Annotated in this window: 6 protein-coding genes; 3 read left to right on the plus strand and 3 right to left on the minus strand. The window is 45.6% G+C overall.

Features of this window, described 5'->3' with window-relative positions:
* Positions 1-17 precede the first annotated feature (17 nt).
* From CXF61_RS09670 to CXF61_RS09680, 3 genes are read left to right on the plus strand one after another with little or no spacing between them, the layout of a single operon-like run.
* A complete protein-coding gene (locus CXF61_RS09670; protein WP_165598056.1) occupies positions 18-7,703 on the plus strand; it encodes a HEAT repeat domain-containing protein in 7,686 nt (2,561 codons plus the stop codon).
* Positions 7,700-9,943, plus strand: a complete 2,244-nt coding sequence (locus CXF61_RS09675; RefSeq protein WP_165598057.1) for a hypothetical protein — start codon at positions 7,700-7,702, stop codon at positions 9,941-9,943. Before CXF61_RS09670 ends, CXF61_RS09675 begins: the two co-directional genes overlap by 4 nt.
* A gap of 12 nt (positions 9,944-9,955) precedes the next feature.
* On the plus strand, positions 9,956-11,395 hold the full coding sequence (locus CXF61_RS09680) for a reverse transcriptase family protein (RefSeq protein ID WP_165598058.1): 1,440 nt from the start codon (positions 9,956-9,958) through the stop codon (positions 11,393-11,395).
* 98 nt (positions 11,396-11,493) lie between these two features.
* On the opposite strand, the gene uvrA is transcribed toward CXF61_RS09680, so the two are convergent.
* From uvrA to CXF61_RS09695, 3 genes are all read right to left on the minus strand, one after another.
* Positions 11,494-14,061: an excinuclease ABC subunit UvrA gene (gene uvrA, locus CXF61_RS09685; protein WP_165598059.1), complete on the minus strand. Its 2,568-nt coding sequence runs from the start codon at positions 14,059-14,061 to the stop codon at positions 11,494-11,496.
* Between the two features lie 237 nt (positions 14,062-14,298).
* On the minus strand, positions 14,299-15,543 hold the full coding sequence (locus tag CXF61_RS09690; protein ID WP_165598060.1) for a DUF819 family protein: 1,245 nt from the start codon (positions 15,541-15,543) through the stop codon (positions 14,299-14,301).
* A 277-nt stretch (positions 15,544-15,820) separates the two neighbouring features.
* The gene (locus CXF61_RS09695; RefSeq protein ID WP_165598061.1) at positions 15,821-17,491 is read right to left on the minus strand and encodes a DEAD/DEAH box helicase CsdA; all 1,671 of its coding nucleotides are present in this window, start codon (positions 17,489-17,491) and stop codon (positions 15,821-15,823) included.
* Positions 17,492-17,536 lie beyond the last annotated feature (45 nt).

Raw genomic sequence — 17,536 nt, forward strand, 5'->3', positions numbered from 1 at the left:
TCAACTGAGATAACACAATGAAAACAATAACACTCCCCTATTGGGGTCAAATTATTGGCTTAGTCAGTAAGGCCAACAGCACCCAAACGGCAACTCAAAAGACAACCAAACAAGATGGGCGCAGTCTTTTTATTACTCGCCAGCAGCAAGCATCTACTACGGTCTTATACATCCTTGATCAACAAGGTGAGCAATTTAGCTTATCGACAACAGCGCTGCCTTGTGCGATGCAAGCCATCACCAAAATAGATGACAGCACTATTGTGATGATTGGTGACGATGGTCATCTTTACCAAACGGATTGGCAAGCAAAGAAAGTTAAGAAGACCAGTGCTACATCCTTGTTCGATGCACCTAAAAATAATAACAATGCTATAGGCCGTGCCGTAGCAATGGCACCACTACAAGATGCACTGGCTATTCTATATCCAAAACATATCGTGGTATGGCCTTATCAGGACAGTCAAGCCAGCAGTACTGTCATCATTGAGCCTTATTCGTCTTCTATAGCAGCATCAAGTAAGGAGTCTGCATTAACCGCGCTAGCAACCTCAAGTGATGGCTCGTGGTTAGTCGTAGCAGATAAAACGGGAGATGTTAGTAGCTATCAATGGAGCTCAGATAAAGCTCAGCTCACTCTAAGTAGCCGAAAACAGCTCCACCAAGGTAGGGTAAACGCGCTGTGTTTTGAGCCAGTCGGGCAGTACTTCTTCTCAGCAGGCACAGACAAATGTCTATACCGTACTCATGTCCAAGGCGATCTGCATCCTGTTGATAGAGCCAAGTCTAGCCAACACAGCGAAATGATCACGGCGCTTTGTGTCTCAGACACTCGGCTCTTCACTGCCGCCGATGACAAGAGCGTCAAATCATGGGCATTTGATAAAGGTCAGCCAAACAGCTGTAAAGAGGATCTAACCAAGGCGCGACAGATCGTCTTATCTTCTTACGCTGAACAACCAACGCTCATCGTAGTCAGTGCTGATCAGAGCTTACGTTTTATACCTATTGACCACACTCAAAGTACATCACAGAATAGCACCTCACAAAATAGTACGGCAAAAAATAGCAAGCTATTACCAGTCAATTATATTATCAAAGACGGCTATCAGAGAATCAGCCAATTACTGACAGATACTTCAAACAATAATGATGTGTCGTTTAAAGAAGGCTTAGCGCTGCTACAGGCGCAAGCAGATAACCAAACGTTAGAGCTGATTAAAAAATTACTTGCTGATAGCGATACACTTACGGCCAACCAAGCGTTGCAATTGGTACAGTGGGTTGCGACTACTAATCTTGATAAAACTGCACAGGTTTTAGAGCAGCAACTAAGCTCGGCGCACAGTGCAAAAGTACGCCTTGCTGCTTTTCATGCCTTGGCCGACCGCGCAAGTACGGCGAAGCGCCCGCTGCATTATCTAGAAGAAGCTTTTAAAAACCGTTACTACGAAGAAGTGGTGGCTTCTGCGTTACAAGGTTACCTAAAGGTCGCAATGAAGGATGCCACCAGCCAGCGCCGCATCTTACCTATTTTAAGAGAAGCGTTGTCACACAGTTTTGCGAATATTCGCAAGCAAGCATTGGCGTCCCTTGAGACTTTATTGCCAGAGAACAGTCCGCAAGCAGATTTGATGGCATTAGACTGCAATCAATCAGACATTGTCCAATCAGGGCTGATTCGTCTGTATCAGCGCGGCATGCTAAATCACCTTGAAGTCTCGCGTCAATTGATGCTGCTAAAGAATCATCGTAATATAGAGATTAGGCAAACGGCATTTTATGTCTCATTGCTGTCTCAGCCTAAGTTGATAGAGGCGTTGAAACAGCAAGGTGACACGCAAACATTGCGCACCCTGTCTGATTTTGATGACTTTCGCTTACTGCGCGGCACGCTACTAGATAATGCTAGCAGCACAGCGACGAATGATAAGAGTGTTAAACCATCAGAATCCGATGAGGCGATCCGTTTAACCTTATCTACGCAAGATTTTATCTCGCAAGCAGATAGTACTCAAGCATCTAAGAGTAAGGCTAAAACGACCAAATCCAAGAAGCCTGCTGCTGAATCTATAAATCTAAGCAATGACACGTTAGAGCCCTTATTACAAAGCTTAAGCAATAGTCACGAAGATATCAGTTTCCGAGCGGCTTATGCGCTGGCTTGCCTACAAGACAAACGGGCGTTTGGCACCCTGATTAGTCTGATGAGCCATAATGACAGCGCCATCATCCGTGCTGGTGTGGCTACCGCGCTTGGTCATTTAAATATAGAAGACGGCAAAGCAGTCCTACCGACATTACTAGACGATAAGGACGCTGGCGTGCGCCAAGTGGCTATGCAAGCCTATGGCAAATTGGCAGACAATGCATTGTCTTGGGCAGCGACAGGTTTTGCTTCTAAACATCAAGACATTCATGAGCAGTCTTTAGCACTGTTTTTAAAACATGTCGCACCAGATAGCTCAAATAGTGGTGACAAAAGCACTCAGATGTCGTCAGAGATGACAGACATACTGCTACAGGCATTGAATAATCCTTTTACCAGCATTCGGTTAGAAGTGGTAAAAGTTCTATTAAACCGCCAATTTAAGCAGTCATCTGACACTATTTCTAAAAACGTTTCTGACGATGTTTCTGATAGCGCTATCGTTGACATCATTGAGCTATTGCAGCAGAGCCTCTTTGAAGATGTGCATCAAGTGGCGATAGAAGAATGGCAACGACTGCTGCTAGCGATGAACTCGAAGCATAAAACAAATAAAGCCAATAACACTGAAGAAACGAATCACCAAAAGATCAATCAAGCTGTCCTGACCCTGTTCTTTGCGGATACGTTTGCCGCTATCCGCAAACAAGCCTTTGATATTGCACTTAAGCAAAGTAAACATTTAGGGTTTGCTGAGATAATGCTAAACGCGCTTGCCAGCCCTTATGCGGACACTAAGCAACTGGCCCTTACGACAGTGCAAGCCAGAGCCAATACGACTCAGCTGACACAACTGATGCCAGCTCTAGTGGCCATGTTCGCTGATGACAGTATTGAGCTACGTAAACAAGCTTTGACGGTCGCTTTGGCGCTGACAGACTTACAGTCTACTATTTTAGCGGATCACAGTAGCCTAGATGATAGTAGCGCCGATGATCAACCGAATCATCACGAAGCATTAATTACCGCGGCCCTCAACAGTCCTTATCCTGATATTCAGCTAACAGTCGCTCAACTGCTGGCCAGCCAATCTCGTTTATATGCTGACGAAGAACAGGCAAAGCGAAGTGATGAGCAAGCGTACCAAGTCTTTAAGCATTACTTAGATCTACCAATACCCTCTCAGGACAAAAAAAGTGAAACATATACTCAGTGGTACAGTCATGTAGGCCAAGCATTATTTGGTTTATCAAAGCTAGCTTATCCCTCAACATACAACGCGCTTAACTGGTACGATAAATATTTAAACCACCCTGACGCCGATTTTAAATCACTTGCTCCAACACTCACGCTCATGGTGACTGTAAACGATATTGATCTGCTGCTCAAATGGCAAAAAGATGAGAGCCCCATTATTTGCCATTGTGCCAATTTTGGTTTGGCTATCCTAGGTGATACGCGTGGGCAGGCTTTGTTGACTCATGATATTTATGGCAATATCGACAATAGCAATCTGGTAGCATCAAAAATGCCTGTTTATTGGCTTCAAGCGCAGCACGGTTTAGGTATTACACATGCACTACAATTACAGCCTTTGTTTGAGTCAGAGTCCTATGCAGTAGCAGCCAGACTGTTATTGATATTTAATGATTTACAGAATGGCTTGCAAGGTGGCAGGCAAGCTCCTGAAAAGACCGCTACCAGCACTGTCAGGCCCAATCGACTGATAGAAACATTAAGCTTTGCTGATAATGACACGGCAGTAGTCTACGCCAATATACTCGCTCGTTACCCGAATGACGTACAACAACGCAATAACCAGCAAGCACTATCGTCAACGTGGCAGTACCTAAGTGATTATTTGTCACGTCAATTAGGCAGTATTTTATCTTCTCACTCTGAAGTCATTACGATGATGATAGATGCCATGCCAAACACGGCATATAAAGGTGGTGTTAAAGGACAGTCGCATAATACATCCTCTATCCGAGCAAGTATCCTGACAACCGTCAGTACCGAAAACTTACAACAGCTCGCCAACCTCAGTCGACATCAGCAGCCATTGGTACGCGCGCAAACCATTAGTGTCATTTGTAACTTATCTGAATTACTCGCCCATGACTACTATGACGATGAGGACGATGTTTTTGAGACATTACAAAAATGGCAACGCAGTTTGCAGGCATTGTTAAGTGCTCACCCAGTTACAGCCACAGTTGATGAGGTAGCAGGCGATACACAAACAGGCGATAGCTCTCCTACTGAACAACAAGACAGTCAGGAAGTACATTATCCATACCAGTCTCTTGCCTTTGGCGCTTGGATTGGCGTCATACGCGCAGGCGATGATTATTATGCTAATAGCAGCACCACAGACCAAGCCATTCGAGGGCTAATGTGGCTTGCTACTCAATCATCGCAGCTCAACACTAATAGCGATGAGGACTGGCGAGACAGTACCAGTCGCGTGTTATTGCCATTACTCAACCACAGTAGTTTTGACACTCGTGAGTTGGTTTGGGCATGCTTGTATAAGCTGGACATGCCTGCCAAAAAGCTGGCTGACTATGCCATGAGCACGCCCTACCGTGACATGGTAAAACGCGGCTTGGATTTATTGTTAGATACCGTAAAGAACGATGCTATACAGCAGCAAAGCAAACCATCGGATACAGCTACTGTCAGTAGTAGCGCTGATCAACAACTCATTGATTTGTTAAAAACCAATAATCACACCTTAGCAGAAGAGGCCTATCAGCTGTTAAAGGGCCGACTAGGCCATCTGCCTGCTAGCTTACTTGGGCTACAGTCTTATTGTCAGTCGCTACTGCCTCAGATCGTTGCTGAATGGAAACAAGTCATCGTCACGCCCTTTGCAAACAGTCAATCGCCGTCAGTGCAACGCCAAGACAAACTGACGTTTTTGTTGCATGCTGTGAAGAGTGATGATTGGGATGCAAAATATCAAGCACTGAGTCAACTGGTCGAGTTTCATGACGTACTCTTTGCGGACAACACGCTATTTGATAGCTTATTTGATTTTGCTGAAGACGCTCAGGCCAGTAATGAGAAATACCGTAGCTGGAACTTACTTGTTGAGGCACTCACGTCGTACCAATTCATCAATAAGAACACTTTAGAGGGTCATTTAAAGAATGGTTTGGAGAGCAGCTTTGATATTGCGACTGCTGAACAAGTTGCTAATGAAGCGCACTTACGATTATTAGCCTTACTTGACGATCCCCATATCAACAAACCTAAGCAGTTTATTTATGGTGATATCGCTGACCTGCGTAATACGCATCTGGTCGCACCATTACTACAGCGTTTAGAGAATCTGTTTGAGTACACGCCAGAAAAGCATAAAGAAGAGCGTAAATACTTATTTGACACTTTGGTGAAAATCAGCGGTTACGATCAAAACATCGATGACTACCTAGATGAGCGTGAAGACACGCGTTGGTTACAACGTCAGCATCCTAGAGACTCGAAAGTCTTGCTGTCACTGTTTACGACCCTTATGAGTCATAGTGATTATGCACTTGCCGCGCTGCTATTGCCGTCACTTGCATGGGCAAAATCGGACGACAGTGATTTATCCTCGCGCATTGATAGCGCTTTGGCGCTAGCCTACGAGCAGATGCCAGCTAACTATATCTTTAAGTTGGTTGAAGCACTGGCATATCGAGCCAAAAGACGACATAGCAGCATTACCTCATTACAAAACGCCCTGCGTAATAAAGACGCTGATGTGCAGTTTGCCGCGGCTGAAGGACTCGCTAAATGCGGTCATGCTGATGGGGTCAATATCTTGATGGCCACGATCGATTACAACCCTGATGCTGAGTTCCGCAGCTGCAGTGTGTTAGCCATTGGCGAGCTACTAGGCAGCACTAACAATCAAAATGCGGACAACGCTGATAAAAACTTACAGATTCATACCTTATACAAAGCCTATGATAAGTTAATCAAACTGGCCGAGGACGACGAGCACTACTTACAAGACGTGGCTAGTGAAGCCTTGGGTCGCCTTGCACAAGGCGGTGATTTTGAGCATAGTCCGCATATTTTTGAGCTATTAAAATCGCACTTGTCAGACCCTGCAGTCCATTTCACCAATCCCGCCATTGTCCATTGGTTAAATGGACTGCGCTGGCTCAACACAACGCCTGCTTGGGAACAAATCCGCAGCTATATCCGCACTCATATCGATAAAGCCATATTCTTCCGTCCACAAAGGCATGCGGTATGGCTACTGCAGATGAATGATAACGATGCCAATAAAGCATTAATCTTAGATATTTTAAAAACGAGCAACCTAGATCGTACTGTGCTCATGGTGGCTTATACTGCGGCACAGAAAACTTGGGGCAGTCTCGCGTCGCAGGTTTACCCTTATGATTGGGCAGCCATTCAAAGCCATAATACTGACTTTATAGAAGAGACTGAGCATTTGAGTCTAAAGCGTATCATTGATAATAGCAGCATCGATGAGCTGGCAGCATTTATCACCCAGCATGGCGCGCACTTGCCAGCTGACACCTTGACGGCACTGCAAAATGCCATTCTGGCCAAGCAAGACATGCCAACATCGCAGCTTACCGCGTTGATTACCAGTAGTAACACACTGACACAGCATATTGGACTGTGCTATCTGACTCAGTATCCATCCAGCTATCTAGACAAAGAAATGGTTGCGACATTGCAGCAGCGTTTTGACACTGCAAGCGAGCAATGGCACACGCTTATCGACACCATCAACCGCAGTCCAACGACCATCAATAATAGTCAATGGATTGATATGGTTGAGCAAGTGGGTAGCACCATCAAACAGCTGGTTTGGCTAATCATGCGTCATGTGTCCATTACCATTGCCAAAGGTGCTGTCAATAAAGTGGCGGTTAAGCAGATTCACGCAATGCTGGATTGGCTCAATGATGCTCGTCAACCATTGACTACCACTGCTATTCCATTACTGTCTACTACCGTCAGTGATTGGTGGCAGCAAGCGCTGTTAGGACTACTGGCCAGACCAGTCGCTGACGATAAGGTGTTATCAAATATAGTGCCAACATTGAGCAGCGTATCAACTACGGTTCAATCGCCGCTCACTTATGACAACCAAACCTTACTATCAAAGCTACTAACCCGTATTGAACAAAGCGGTACATCTACCCAAAAATCCATAATAACGGTAGTAAAGAATGCGCTAAAACATAAGAGCTCGTCTACCGAGATACCAATCAATCAGCAGCTACTACAGTGGATCAAAGCAAAAGACGCTAACGCACTGTATCATTGTGCAAGTAATGACAACATGGAGCTGACGGTTCGTATCCGTGCTATCGAAGCGCTTGGACAGCTACATGATCCAAATATCAAACAATGGCTGACGACGCTCATGGCACATGAAAACTCAGACGTTCAGAAGCTTGCTTATAAAGTACTACGCCGCTGGCAACGTGCCATGATACGAGCACAGCAAAAGCGTCCGTTGGCATATAGTCAGGACAGCAGTCAAAAAAGCAATCAGGGTGAAGGAGACAGTCAATGACTATAGACAATCAATTAGACCAAGCATCAGAAACAGAGTCAGAAGTAGTAGCAAACATTGATGGCCTGATGATGCAGTTGGACTACGCCGCCCCTAGCCAAATCAGTCAAGTTAACGAATCGTCAGATTCATTGTCGGAGGCGCAAACGACCGAACACACTCAGCATGTGGCTCTATTTGCTCAGCTGAATCGATCGGAGGTTAACTTCCATGGTAAGGTCAAATCCCCCCTTGTCTTTCGTGACAGTTTGCTAGCGCTGTTTGATGTGGTCAGTAGTGATTATCGCTATGTGCCAAAAGACCGCTCAGCGTACACGGTATTTATGCAGATGCGCCGTGCCAGCAGCAATAAAAACCTGTTTACTGCGCAGCGTGATTATTTCACGTGGCTATTCAATAACGACCCACTGGCTTTTTGTATTTTGGACCCGATTATTCAGGTGCATGAGCAAGGTGTCAGCTTTGAGGTGTTTAGCCGTGATGAAGGCTGCTATGCCCAACTGACATTGACCAATGAAATTTTTGAGCAAAGTGCCGAAGCTACCCTTGGTACCACCAGTATTGATTACAGTACGGCTTTGTTTAACGGTATTGAGAAAATACGAGATCATCAACAAACGATATTAGACATTGGTCATGAAGCGGTCGGCTTACAGTTACTCGAGACTATGCCAGAGACGGCTGAAGCAAATACTGACAGCGCAGTAACTACGCCCACCGTAAAAAAACAGATCATAGAAAAGCGCATCAATGTGCCCAAAAGTTGGATCAGAGCACTGCTGCAAGTACAGTCTGCAGGTCAATTACCGCAAGACACCATCTATCTTGATCCAATCGCACTGTATAACGTGCTGTTTGAGCTGCGTATGCATGCTGATATCAAAGGCAAGCGCCGCGGACTGCTGATTGAGCTTAGACCTCAGCAGCTGCCGGTGATTATATTAGAGCCTTTTGACATTACTGTCACAAGCCAAGTCAGCCAACAGCAAAAGCCCTATCAAGGGAAACAAGCAAAGCTCATTCGCTTATGGGGTCGCCGTCGTCTGAGTCTATTGAAACGCCTGTTGCCACATACTGACAGCATTTCGGTATCGCTACTGGGTCAAGGCATGCCAAGCTACTGGACACTAAAAGGCAAAGGCTTTCATTTTACCTTTGCTATGACAGGCTTTAGCCAAGCCAACTGGTCACAGTCATTAAACTTTGACTTGTTACTGCCAAAGCGCCCACTGCAAAATACATTAGCTGCTATTGAAGGGTTATCAGACAGTAGTAAAGCAACCTTAGATGATAGTAATAATGATAATAACGATGAGCATAATGGCTTGTCTGTATTAATTAAGACACTGGAAAATACCCCTAGTACGCTAGAAGATTTGGTAAAGTCGCTATCAGCAGATGCTTCATTAACGTCTGTGCCTGTTTCTCACTCACAAGTACAGCAGTGGTTACTGTCAGGTACTCAGCAAGGCTTAATTCGCTATGAGATGGCGACGCAGCTGTATCACTACAGACCTTTGAGCCAAGTGCTGCTTGATATGGCACAGTTCGCTTATCACAACGAAGCAGAAAAGCAGGCTTTTGATTTGATTGGCCGTACAGATGCTGTGCAGAAATTCACAGTTGAGACTGTCGCTGTCAAAGGTATTACTATTCGTGCAGATATTCATGTCGAAGAAGACAGACGTACTTATCACAGCCAGCTGCAATTAGGCGATGAAGGGCTAGTTACCAAGGCGGAATGTAGCTGTCCGCAGTACTTGCAACATCGTCTCACTCATGGCGTGTGCGCGCATCTTATTGTGCTACGACTTAGATATAATCAATACGACCCAAACAATACGGGCAATGATAGTTGGCATGACACTCGTGTCTTGAGTAAACGCGTACCGAGTAAGCGCTTTAATCAGCCTAAGAATAAAAAAGAAAGCGTACAAGTAGCATCCAATAGCTCGTTGATGACATTACCTTCTGCACCGACGCTTGATTTAACGGCCTTAGCCCAACCAGCTGCTCAGATACACGCGACTACAAGCGATAAGACACAAGCGTTAACCGCACAAGAGACCGCTATTGCTTATGTTTACATCACCATTGCCCATAAGAAGATTACCATTGAACAAACAATAGGTGACAAGGATACGCGCCAGCAGCTGGTGTTCAATCAGCCTGCCCAAGCCAAAGCCGCTTTTTTACAACATATTGCCAGATTTGAAGCCAAAGGCTTTATCGAAAACTAAGGGATGTAAGGTATGACCACACACACAGCCAACAATAACGATTACATCAGCCCTGAGCCAGTACCCACTCCTTTTGAGCGTCAGTGGCAGCAACTATGGCAAGATATTGAGCTGGCAGGCGGACGTTACCAATATGTTCAGCAGCAGCTGGTCAGTCAAGGCTTTATGGTCGAGCGTCAACCTGTCGATAACATGAGCCCAAAAGAACGGGATCGCTATAAAAAAGCCTTAAAAAAGGAAGCAGCTGAAGAAAAAAGTCTCAAAAAAGCTGCTTGGCAAGCATACAAAGCGCATCACATGGTTTACCTTGGTCGTCATGTATATTGGACGGACGATACCAGTATCGATAAGTGGGACGTAAAAGACGCGGCCAATCGGCTGATTGAAAACAAGCTGCCACTGCTGCGTAAACATAATGAGTTAGCAGAAGCGGTTAACCTTTCCATTCCGCAGTTAAAAGGATTGTGCTATCAAAGAGAAGTTGCCACCAATCTGTCTTATTCGCATTTTACTATTGCCAAACGCAATGGGACAGCACGTCAAATATGGTCGCCGATACCACGTTTGAAGTTTGTACAACGCTGGATTTTGCATAATATTTTGAATAACTTAACGACGCATGGTGCCGCCCATGGCTTTGTACGCGGAAAATCCATCGTGACCAACGCGGCAGTACATAGCAATAGTGAGCTCCTTATTAAGCTTGATGTCAAAGATTTCTTTCCTAGCGTGAGCTGGCGCCGTGTCAAAGGGGTCTTTCGTCATGCTGGCTACCCAGAGCAAATTTCGACATTACTAGCATTACTCTGTACGGAGTCCCCTAGGCAAGTGGTACAGCAAGATGGCGTTACCTACTATGTGGCATTAGGTGATAGAGCCTTGCCACAAGGCGCGCCTACCAGTCCGGCATTAACGAACATTGTTTGCTTAAATCTGGACCACCGCTTGACAGGGTTAGCAGAAAAATTGGGGCTACGTTATAGTCGTTACGCCGACGACTTGACCTTTAGTGTTCCTGCTATTGAAGACATCAAACCCAAATCGAAGGCTAAAACAACGATTAAATCCACGACCAGCACCACAAAGAAACAAGCCGATACGCAGCACAACAAGCTAATCGGACAACTGCTCGGCTCAGTCCATAAGATATTACATGAAGAAGGTTTTGCGTTGAATAATGATAAAACGCGCGTGATTCGTAAAGGTAATCAGCAACAAGTGACAGGCATGGTCGTCAATGGACAAAGCATACCTAGGGTATCTCGTCAAATCAAAAAAATGTTGCGTGCGGCCGTCCATAACCTAGAGACAGGCGGCAAATTACGCGCGGATGAGACTTTAAATACGCTGTCAGGATACGCCGCTTGGATAGCCTCGGCAGAGCCAGAGCTAGGACACAGTTATCTAGCTAGAATTGAACGTTTGCAAGTGAAGCAAGAGACACTTGCATAGATGTTTATTTATATTTATAAAAAATGAGTATTAGAAAACTTCCATTTCTAATACTCATACTTATCTCAATAATATGTACTGATATAAATATACTGCTATCACACCAATAAAAACGGTGCAGTACAACTGTCTCTCGATTGGGCAACGTCATATGGTGTACCTTGAGCAACAATCAGTCCACCTTCTTCGCCAGCCCCTGGCCCAATATCAATAATCCAATCGCTGTTGCTAGCGACTTGCATATCATGCTCAACCATGATGACGGTATTGCCCGCATCGACGAGACCATTCAACTGCGTCATAAGCATAGATACGTCAGCAGGGTGTAGGCCGGTGGTTGGCTCATCCAATATGTATAGTGTGTCGCCTCGCTGCGTGCGTTGCAGCTCGGTGGCAAGTTTAATGCGCTGTGCTTCGCCGCCCGATAATTCGGTAGCAGGCTGGCCCAGACGTAAGTAGCCAAGTCCAACTTGTAGCAATGCCTCTAATGCCCGCAAAATAGGTGCCTCATCAACGAAAAACTCATGAGCCGCTTCAACCGTTAAGTTTAATACTTCAGCGATGTTTTTGTCTCGATAAGTGATTGCCAACGTTTCCTCGTCATAGCGTTGACCATGACAAACCTGACAAGGCGCATAGACGCTTGGCAGAAATAATAGCTCAACACTGACAAACCCTAAGCCTTCGCAATTTGGGCAGCGGCCTTTGGTCGTGTTAAATGAGAACCTGCCAGCATCATAGCCATGAGATTTTGCTTGCTTAGTCGCCGCAAAAATCTTACGCACATCATCAAACAAGCCAGTATAGGTTGCCAAATTAGAGCGCGGTGTACGTCCAATTGCTTTTTGATTGATATTAATAAGGCGACGGACGTGCTCCATACCAGCGACAATTTCACCGCCAGTTACTGACTCAAGCTCTTGCTCAAGTAAGTCCGCCTCACCGACAGGCGCTTCTGTGACTGTCTTTTGCCCCAACGCTTCATTGATAAGCTCTACCAACGCTTGACTGACGAGACTTGATTTGCCTGATCCTGATACCCCTGTGACGCTGGTCATGACCCCAAGCGGAAACTCAACATCTAATCCTGTAATATTATTTCGCTCAATATTGGCAAGCTTAAGCCAGGCTGCTGGCTGCCTTGTATTAGATTTTGACTGTGCGTTAGATGTCGCATCGGCAAAGAGATATTGGCCAGTATGCGACTGCGTAACCTCACGAAGACCATTTACAGGACCACTATAAACAATCTGGCCACCATGCGTGCCTGCCTTTGGCCCGACATCGACTATCCAATCAGCATGTCTAATGACACTCACGTCATGCTCAACAACAAACACTGAATTACCAGACGCGATTAGCTCATCCAACGCCCCTAGCAATGCTTGAGTGTCAGCAGGGTGCAGTCCAGCTGATGGCTCATCAAGGACATACACCACGCCAAACAGCTGCGAGCGAATTTGAGTGGCTAATCGCAGTCGCTGTAGCTCACCAGGAGAGAGTGTCGGTGTGGTACGCTCAAGCGAGAGATAGCCTAGCCCTAACCTTGTCAGCGCTTCAACACGAGAGAGAATATCACTGGCAATACGTTGGGCAACGATGGCTTTTTCGCGGTTTGGTGTCTTGTTAGCTACCTTGGTACGTGCGGTTTTTTCCAGTCTTTGTGCCATTTCAGTCAGTGTTAGCTGTGATAGCTCACCGATATCGAGTCCTGCAAACTTAACTGAAAGCGATTCTTTCTTTAGTTTTTTGCCGTGACATTCTGGACACTCAGATATCTGCATAAACTGCGAGACACGTTTTTTGGTACGCGGGCTCTGAGTCGTGGCAAAAGAGTGCAAAATGAAGTTTTTTGCACTGGTAAAAGTACCCATATAGTTTGGCTTTTCGCCTTTTTCGATCGCATCGCGCGTTTGCTCAATGTTGTATTCAGGATAGACAGGCACTGTCGGCGTATCATCTGTAAACAAAATCCAGTCGCGTGTTTTTTTCGGCAATGTATGCCATGGTTTATCAATATCATAGCCCAATGTGGTCAATATACGACTGAGGTTTTGTCCTTGCCACGCTGGTGGCCATGCTGCAATTGCACGCTCACGGATGGTCTTGGTATTGTCTGGGACCAGCAGCTCTTCAGTGACCTCAAATACGCGGCCAATACCTGAACAAGTCGGGCAAGCACCATCTGGCGTATTGGGAGAGAACGCATCGGCATATAGTATTCCTTGATCTGCGGGATACTCTCCTGCGCGTGAGTACAGCATACGCAGACCATTGGATATCGTCGTTACGCTACCCACGGACGAGCGCACTGAAGGCGTACCTCGCTTTTGCTGCAAGGCGACTGCTGGTGGCAACCCTTCTATGGTATCAACATCCGGCTCATCAACCTGATCAATGAGTCGTCTTGCATAAGGGGATACCGAATCAAGATAGCGGCGTTGTGACTCAGCAAATAGTGTACCGAATGCTAATGACGACTTGCCTGAGCCTGAGATACCAGTAAAGACCACCAAGGCATTACGAGGTAAGTAAACATCAACGTTCTTCAAATTGTGTACGCGCGCACCTCTGACCTGAATATTATCTTGGTCAGGGTTATAAAGGGTATTTCTCACTGTGCTTGTTTTACTTGTTTTTTCTTCTAATTTTTCTGAATTTGCCATAGCATTATTGTTCCTATCGAATCGTTGTTTATTCCTAACGTGCTTAGTTTTCTTTACTTGATTAGTTGTCTTTATTTAATTAGCAGAAAGGTTAACACGTACTCATGTGTGGCCATGGCTAGGCTTACATATCAATAGCATAGATAGACAAAACGATAACTCAAGTCACCCAATCATTAATAATAAAAAACCCGCATCAAGGCGGGTTTTGTTTAGCAAGAACTGAAAATTTAGACATTAAGACACAACCAAGCGCATCAATTGGGTGCTGATATAACCACCAAATGTCCCTACTGCGTAACCTAAAATACCTAAAAACACTCCTACTGGTGCTAGCGATGGATGAAACGCTGTTGCGACAATTGGAGCAGAGGATGCACCGCCTGTATTGGCATTAGAACCAACTGCCAAAAAGAAAAACGGCGCACGAATGATTCTAGCAACGGCAAATATGATAACGACATGGATGCTCATCCATAGTAAACCGATAAGCAATAGTCGCCACTGTGAGACGATTCCAGCCAGATTGATTTGCATACCAATCGCGGCGATTAATACAAAGATAAATACCGTGCCGATTTTTGATGCGCCAACATGATCTAACCTACGTATCTTAGTAAACGAAAATATAACACCTATTACCGTAATAATTACCACCATCCAAAAGAACGAGCTGGCAAAGCTATATTGAACGGCCCAACTATAAGGCGCAAAGAAATCTGCAATCTGGCCACCGACAAAGTGCGCCACTCCGACCATCGCAAAGCATAAACCAAACATCACCATCAAATCATTGATGGTTGCTGGGCGGGCATGATCACGCTCATAGCTTTCAACTGCTTTGACTACTTTATCAATGCTACTGGTATCCGCGCGTAAAAAACGGTCTATCTTGTCGCTATGTTTCGCCATGACCAAAATAGCTAGCAGCCACAATGAGGCATTGGTAGTATCAACCAAAATCATCATACCAAACAAATCATCACTGACCCCAAACAGCTCCTTCATTGCCGCTTGGTTGGCTGCGCCGCCGATCCAACTGCCCGCTACGGCCGAGAACCCACGCCATAACGTATCATCGGTAAACATCGCAGGCGATATCCACTTAGCGACTCCCAAACTGATTGGACCACTGATGACGATAGCAATACTGGCAGCAAAAAACATCGCGATCGCTTTCCAGCCCAAGCCCAGTATTTTTGGTACATCCATAGATAAGGTCATCAATAGTAAACTTGCTGGCAGCAAATAAGTCGCAGTAAAGCCATAAATCTGCGAACCAACACCATCGGCAAACACACCCAAGCTATTTAGAGTGGCTGGTATAAAGCAGCAAAGTACAATACCAGGCAATACGGCATAAAACCGACGCCAAAACTTACCCGGCAAGCCTTGGGTATAAAAAACCAGACCAATAATGGCCATAATGATGCCAAAGGCTAATGGCAAATTATCAATTGCTAAGTTTGAGGTGGCAGGCATCAAGGCGCTCCAAGAGTTACAACGGGCAAAAGTAAATCAGTATAGACAAGGCAAAAAACTCCTGCAAGCAGCCATCGACTATTAGCTAGGATTTGCCGAGTAGTATTTGACGGAATAAATAGCAAGGTAACGGTTAGGCAAGTAAGGGCATAAAGTAATCATGGCGCAATATAAAACAGGTAAACACAAAAAAGCCAGATAACAAGTATCTGGCTTTTTCAATGCTATCTTTAGACGATTAATGAATCAATGATTTTAATCGTCAAATATAGCTGTATTACGAGTTGTTACCACGGTTGCCGCCGTTTGGACGACCTTGGCCACGGCTGTCAGAACGACCAGCTGGACGACCTTGGCTGCCGCTTGGACGACCGCGACCAGTTGCAGCACGCTCACCACGTGGAACGCCATTGCTATCACCGCGGTTTGGGCCACCAGTGCGCTTGCCTTGATACGGCTTGCCACCTGAACGCTCATTTGGTTTGCCTGACGTGTCACGTGGCTTACCTTGATAACCGCTGTCATTGCTAGCGCGTTGACCAGTTGGAGCGCTGTCGCTTGAACGACCACGACCTTGACCACCACCGCTAGATTTACCAGCATAGCCACCGCCTGAACGACCACGGCCTTGACCGCCACCGCCGTTAGAACGACCACGACCACGGCCACGACCATTACCTTTGTTTTCGCTAGGTACGTAAGTTTTCTTAGGCTCCATACCTTCGATGATACATACTTCCATTTTGCGATCTAGATAACGGTTGATAGCGTTAAGCTGTGGACGATCATCCATGCTACATAGGCTGATAGCAACACCAGTACGACCAGCACGACCACAACGACCGATACGATGGACGTAATCTTCAGTCTGACGCGGCAAGTCATAGTTGATAACGTGCGAGATAGCTGGGATATCTAGACCACGAGCAGCAACGTCAGTCGCTACTAGGATTTTTACTTTACCATTACGCAAGTCTTGAACGATACGGTTACGCTTGCTCTGTGGCAAGTCACCATGTAGGAAGCTTGCTTTATGGCCTGCTTCTTGTAACTGTTTAGCCAGTTTTTCAGTGCTACGTTTGGTAGCAGCAAAGATAATGATTTGTTCCATATCTTGTTGGCAAACGATTTTGTCAAGTAAACGGTTTTTGTGATCAAAATCATCACAGTAGTACACTTTTTCTTCGATGTGTGCAGATTCTACTTTGATTGATACGCGCTCAGGGTTCTTAGTGAAACTGGCAGCGATTTTACCTACTGGGCCATCCCAAGTTGCTGAACACATGATCGTTTGACGATCGATTGGCGCTGCACGAAGGATGTCACTGATGTCATCAGCAAAACCCATGTCTAGCATACGGTCAGCTTCGTCAAGTACCAATACTTCTAGGTTTGACAAATCAACGCGACCTGCATTGATATGGTCAAGTAGACGACCAGGAGTTGCAACGATTACTTGAACGCCCTTTTTCAAAGCAGTGATCTGACCGTTGTATGGTGCGCCGCCAACTAGTGGTACACAAAATAGACCGCGCATATCTTTAGAATAAGTGCGAACGCTGTCATGTACTTGCTGAGCAAGTTCACGCGTTGGCGTTAGGATAAGTGCTTTGGTTAGTTTGTCAAAGCTAGTAGCACGGCTCAAACGGTCAAGTACAGGGATAACGAAAGCCGCTGTTTTACCACTACCCGTTTGCGCTGACAATAAAAGGTCACGACCAGCTAGAGCAAAAGGAATGGCTTGTTCTTGAATAGGGGTTGGATTGGTATAGCCACTGCGATCAAGGGCAGTAAGAATTGGCTTAGCAATGCCAAGATCAGTAAAAGTGATTTTGTTTTCTTCAGTGGCGTCAGTAGCAGCCGCTTGAGTATTGTTATCAGTATTTGGAATGTCAGTGCTTTCGATGATGCCGTTTTCAGCGGCGATTGCAGATAAGATGTCAGTCATAAGAATCCTTGGTAAGTATAAGTTGCTGTAAATTCAGCAAACTTG

Origin of the sequence: Psychrobacter sp. 4Dc, from assembly GCF_002836715.1 — a bacterium.
Lineage (GTDB): Bacteria > Pseudomonadota > Gammaproteobacteria > Pseudomonadales > Moraxellaceae > Psychrobacter.